The sequence below is a fragment of the Bacillus sp. 05T22 genome, assembly GCF_056396765.1.
Map to the genome: position 1 here is coordinate 1 of NZ_JBFTMC010000183.1, position 4,743 is coordinate 4,743.

The 4,743-nt window shown below is 33.7% G+C and carries 4 protein-coding genes; 3 read left to right on the plus strand and 1 reads right to left on the minus strand.

Translation table 11 applies throughout. The features are described 5' to 3' along the window. Window positions 1-45: 45 nt before the first annotated feature. Window positions 46-1,077 carry a DUF1835 domain-containing protein gene (locus tag AC1DIT_RS27095; protein WP_016132838.1) on the plus strand — a complete coding sequence of 344 codons (1,032 nt, stop codon included), beginning with the start codon at window positions 46-48 and terminating at the stop codon, window positions 1,075-1,077. Between the two features lie 104 nt (window positions 1,078-1,181). Here the strand turns inward: AC1DIT_RS27095 and AC1DIT_RS27100 are convergent, their stop codons facing one another. Then, window positions 1,182-2,384, minus strand: a complete 1,203-nt coding sequence (locus AC1DIT_RS27100; RefSeq protein WP_016132837.1) for a macrolide family glycosyltransferase — start codon at window positions 2,382-2,384, stop codon at window positions 1,182-1,184. 479 nt (window positions 2,385-2,863) lie between these two features. On the opposite strand from AC1DIT_RS27100, the gene AC1DIT_RS27105 reads away from it, so the two are divergent. Both AC1DIT_RS27105 and AC1DIT_RS27110 read left to right on the plus strand, forming a co-directional pair. Next, window positions 2,864-3,280: a hypothetical protein gene (locus AC1DIT_RS27105; RefSeq protein ID WP_016115024.1), complete on the plus strand. Its 417-nt coding sequence runs from the start codon at window positions 2,864-2,866 to the stop codon at window positions 3,278-3,280. A gap of 175 nt (window positions 3,281-3,455) precedes the next feature. Further along, a complete protein-coding gene (locus tag AC1DIT_RS27110) occupies window positions 3,456-4,691 on the plus strand; it encodes a cytochrome P450 family protein (protein WP_016115023.1) in 1,236 nt (411 codons plus the stop codon). Window positions 4,692-4,743 lie beyond the last annotated feature (52 nt).

The window sequence follows — 4,743 nt, forward strand, 5'->3', positions numbered from 1 at the left end:
ATGTTACACTAAGCATTACAGCATTTTATGAATAGAGGGAAATAAATGATAGAAACAATAGAAAAAATAAAAAAAGTCGTCAATGAAATGCAAGAAGATGAAGCGAAAGAGTTGCTTCAAGGTATTTTAGTGCAATTAGATTTGTTAAAAAATAATTACAACGAAGATTCATTTACATATTTAACGAGCATTCCGAACGAATTGCTAGATTATAAATTGCATAAGAAAAATATATCCGAGAGCACGCACATTCATATTACTTTTGGGGAATCTAGTGCAGGCTGTTTAAAGTACATGTTAAAGAAAAAGAAATTGCAGCAAGAGTATGTTATTTCATTTTCAGAGTTTTTTTCGATTGGTCCAATCAATCAGCTGGAGACAATCGCTGGACAACATTTGAGACAGCAATGGTTATCGAAAAACTTAAATTTAGAAGATTTATATTTTGAAGAAGAATATTTACCAAAGTTTATTCAATCATTAAAAGAACTACAGTCTATTCCAATGGATATACCAATTACGATTTGGAGTGGAGAGAATGCAAATGAACATGTTGGACTATGTTTTGCAATTGTTCATTTGAGAAATAAGAAAAATATTCGAATCATTAATACATCAGAAGCTCATAGAGAGTTGTTTCAAAAAGAGAATGAAATTCATGAGATTCACGGGACGGGTGCATTAACGCCCGAGCAGCTAGCAACAATTTACGAGACGTATGAGAAGGGTACAGTACTTACTGAAAAATCACGAAAACAATTAGAACAAGAATGGAAGCTGCTTTCTGAAACGAAAAATTCATTACGAATTTGGGAAGATCATAAAGTTTCATCTGTGCAAGAAACTTACTTCGATTCTTTTATCATTGAATGTGCAAAGAACCTGGAGAAAGAAAGAGCAGAAGAACAATTTTATAAATCAGCGAGGCTTATTGGGGAGGTTCTTGGTCAGATAGAACAGTCAGTAGGGGATGTTTTTCTCGAATTTCGCTTACGTACATTAATTGAGCAAGGTGTATTCGAAATGAAAGGGACTTTGAAAGCGATGCGCTATTATAGTGTCCGTTTAAAAAAGTGACAAATTTCGAATATAGAGTAGGTAACTTACACTAGTTAGTTAATAGCAAAAAGTGCTTATGTGACATAACATAAGCACTTTTTTGTATATAGAAGTTTTTTATATTATATACCATATTCATGTTTAAATTTGAAAATCTCATCAACAGCTTGCTGATACCCGCCTGATTTTTGAAAGGACTCTTTAATATCAGCAACAGCTTTATGGAAAGATGAATCTCTTAACACATGATCTACAGTTTCACTTAGTTGATTTGCAGTCAACTCTTGCATTTGTAATGTAATGCCGCTTCCAAGATTCGCAACTTGTTGAGCAATTACCGGCTGATCCGCGCTTTGTGGGATTACAATTAGTGGAATCCCGTAATAGAGACCTTCATTGGTACTGTTCATTCCGCCATGTGTGATAAATAATTTAGTGTATTTAAGTACCTCAGTTTGTGGGACATAATTTTTCACAATGAAGTTTTTAGGAATCTCTCCTAAATCAGATATTTGAGTTTTTTCCCCAATAGACATAACAACAGTGTGGTCAGTATTCTCAAATGCCTTAAAACAAAGCTTATAGAAATCAATTGCCTGATTAAAAACCGTACCTAGTGAAATGTAAATGGGGCTTTTTCCTTTGATTGTAGTAAAGTCAAAGTTTTCTTTTGTTGATTGTGTAGAGATGGATGGCCCTACAAATTTGTATGTTTGGTCAAATACTTCTCCAAAAGGTTGAAACTCCCTAGTTGTATAAACAATTGTAAGTAGTGCAGGATTACAAAAAACTTCATAAGGAGAAGTGATTTCAACACCATATTTTTCTTTAATTTTTGTTGTTAGGATTTGAAAATCATTATTTATCCTTTTTGCAATTTCTGTTGGGATATTTTGCGAAAGTTGTTCTAACATTCTTTCAAATGATCTTTCAGTCTGCGCAAAAGATGTGCACGAATTAATTGCAGGGAGCTTTAGAATTTGGGAAAGTAAACGTCCACAACCAAACATAGAATCGTGAATGATGTAATCAAAATGTTCTCCCTGAATCTGTTCAAGAACGCTAGGTATAATGATATCCGCCGTATGTAAAAGACCATTGATTCTTTCGGATAAATAATTTCTTCCACCTGAGATAAAGGCTCTTAAAAATTTTTGATCGTCAAATGTTCGTACATTGGCTCCCGTCTTTTCAATACGCTCTCGAAAAGCTTCTATCGAAAAGTATACTACCTCTTCTCCACGCGAAATAAGCTCTTGTACAACTCCAATTGTTGGATTGATATGTCCTTCTGATCCACCATTAATAAATAAAACACGTGCCATTATAACAACTCCTTAAGTCAGATGTTCTCTAGAATGTATAGTAGAGTAAGGGACAATGCCCCATACTCTTGCTTAACTTAAATAATGAAATTAAATATATCATAGTACAATACTTGAAAAACTTAAACTATTAATCACCTTTGTAAACTAGAATTTATATTTTTAAATGGGATTTTCTTTCTAATGTATATTGGCTTTCCTCCAGTTTTTTGTATCATAGACCTTTGGATATAGTTTAGTTAAAATAAATCCTTTTTTAAATAATCTCTGCGTTTTATAAAAAGTTTAATCAAAACTCATTTCGACTTCTTTGATTTAAGAGATAGAGTTTGACATCTTTTTTCCTTCAAGATGAGAAGATTGGTTGATTGAACACTTAAATATCTCCGCTTTATTTTGGGCTACATAAATAAGCTACATCTAAAAGCGATACAACATATGATTGGATAAAGTAATAAATTATAAGAGGTGAGTTTTTTATGTATAATCAACCAACGTATTTTCCATATGTAGATTATAATCAAACAGCATACTATAACCCACAAATTTCTGGTTATGAAACATCTGATGAAATGAGGGATGTGGAACTTGAGGAATATCGACCCGATGATGCAGAAGATGCCCCCACATCACCACCACCATCACAAGCTCCTTCTGTACCATCAACATTCGCTGCTCCTGCGCAAAGCAGTAATATAAAATCATGGATGTGTAATTGTTTAGGAAGATGGGGCTACTTACGTTTACATCGCCCAGGTCCATTTGGGAGGGATTTATGGTTTTTTCCAACGGAAGTCAGACGAAATGGCGTGTCAGGCTACACATGGCAAGCTGGGCGGCGCCGAAAAGTGAGTTATCGATACCAACAAATTAGTAATTTCATGTGTTTTGCTTAGTGATAAAACAAGCGATAAGAGGAAGATCTCTTCTTATTGCTTGTTTTTTTATTAAATTGTTTTTCAATATACAAAGTAAGATTATAACGAAATATTTACAATCTTCCCTCTCTTTATAAGTTATAATTCATATGTTAAATTGCTTTTCACAAATAGATGAGAGTGAGGGAATGCAATGTCTTTTAAAAACAAAGTTGGCTTCAAAATAGAAGATGGTATTCAGTTAGCCTCTGCAGGTTTTAAAGAAGGTGCTTATGAAATTTATAAGGAATCACGTAAATTACAACCTATTTTGTTCGTAAATAAAAGTGAACTGGGTACAGAATGGCTTATTACAAGATATGAAGATGCTTTGCCACTTTTAAAAGATTCTCGTTTGAAGAAAAATCTAGAGAATGTATTTTCTCAAGAAGACTTGAAACCATTCTTTTCTCTTGAAAACGGTGATCATTTAACAAAACATATGTTGAATTCAGATCCTCCTGATCATAGTCGTTTAAGGGCACTAGTTCAAAAGGCTTTTACTCCTAAAATGATTTTACAATTAGATGAACGTATTCAGAATATCGCAGATACTTTATTAGACCATGTAGAATATAAGCATTCCCTAAATCTTGTTAATGACTACGCCTTTCCATTATCAATCAATGTAATTAGTGAAATGCTTGGCGTTCCAAAAGATGATCAAGAAAAATTTAGAATATGGTCTCATGCGGTAATTGCTTCCCCTGAAACACCAGAGGAAATAAAGGAAAATGAAGAAAAATTATCCGAGTTTATTACATATCTTCAATATTTAGTGGATGTAAAAAGGAAAGAGCCGAAAGAAGACTTAGTTAGTGGATTAATTCAGGCGGAAAGCGAAGGAAGTAAATTAAGTGCACCAGAGCTTTATTCAATGATTATGTTGCTTATTGTAGCTGGACATGAAACAACTGTGAATCTCATTACGAATACAGTTCTAGCATTGTTAGAGCATCCAGATCAACTGCAATTATTAAAAGAAAAGCCAGAGCTTATTGATTCAGCGATTGAAGAAGGATTACGCTTTTATTCACCTGTTGAAGTTACGACAGCGCGCTGGGCAGCTGAACCTTTTATGATTCATGATCAAGAAATTAAAAAAGGAGATATGGTTATCATTTCATTAGCCTCAGCAAATCGTGATGGGAATGTCTTTGTGAATCCAGATGTTTTTGATATTACGAGAAAAAATAACCATCACATTGCATTTGGACAGGGAAGTCATTTTTGTTTAGGAGCACCGCTTGCTCGTTTAGAGGCCAAAATTGCAATTTCTACATTGCTAAACCGTATGCCAAACATCCAAATAAAAAGGGAGCGAGAAAAAGTGAAATGGCAAGGTAATTATTTAATGCGTTCTTTAGAGGAATTACCATTGTCTTTCTAGAATAGGTATTTGAGACATGCATACATTTTAAATTGTTCACATAGAGTATGTA

Coding starts and splice junctions, on each gene's coding strand:
- AC1DIT_RS27095 (WP_016132838.1), top strand. CDS start 46: ATGATAGAAACAATAGAAAAAATAAAAAAAGTCGTCAATGAAATGCAA.
- AC1DIT_RS27100 (WP_016132837.1), bottom strand. CDS start 2,384: ATGGCACGTGTTTTATTTATTAATGGTGGATCAGAAGGACATATCAAT.
- AC1DIT_RS27105 (WP_016115024.1), top strand. CDS start 2,864: ATGTATAATCAACCAACGTATTTTCCATATGTAGATTATAATCAAACA.
- AC1DIT_RS27110 (WP_016115023.1), top strand. CDS start 3,456: ATGTCTTTTAAAAACAAAGTTGGCTTCAAAATAGAAGATGGTATTCAG.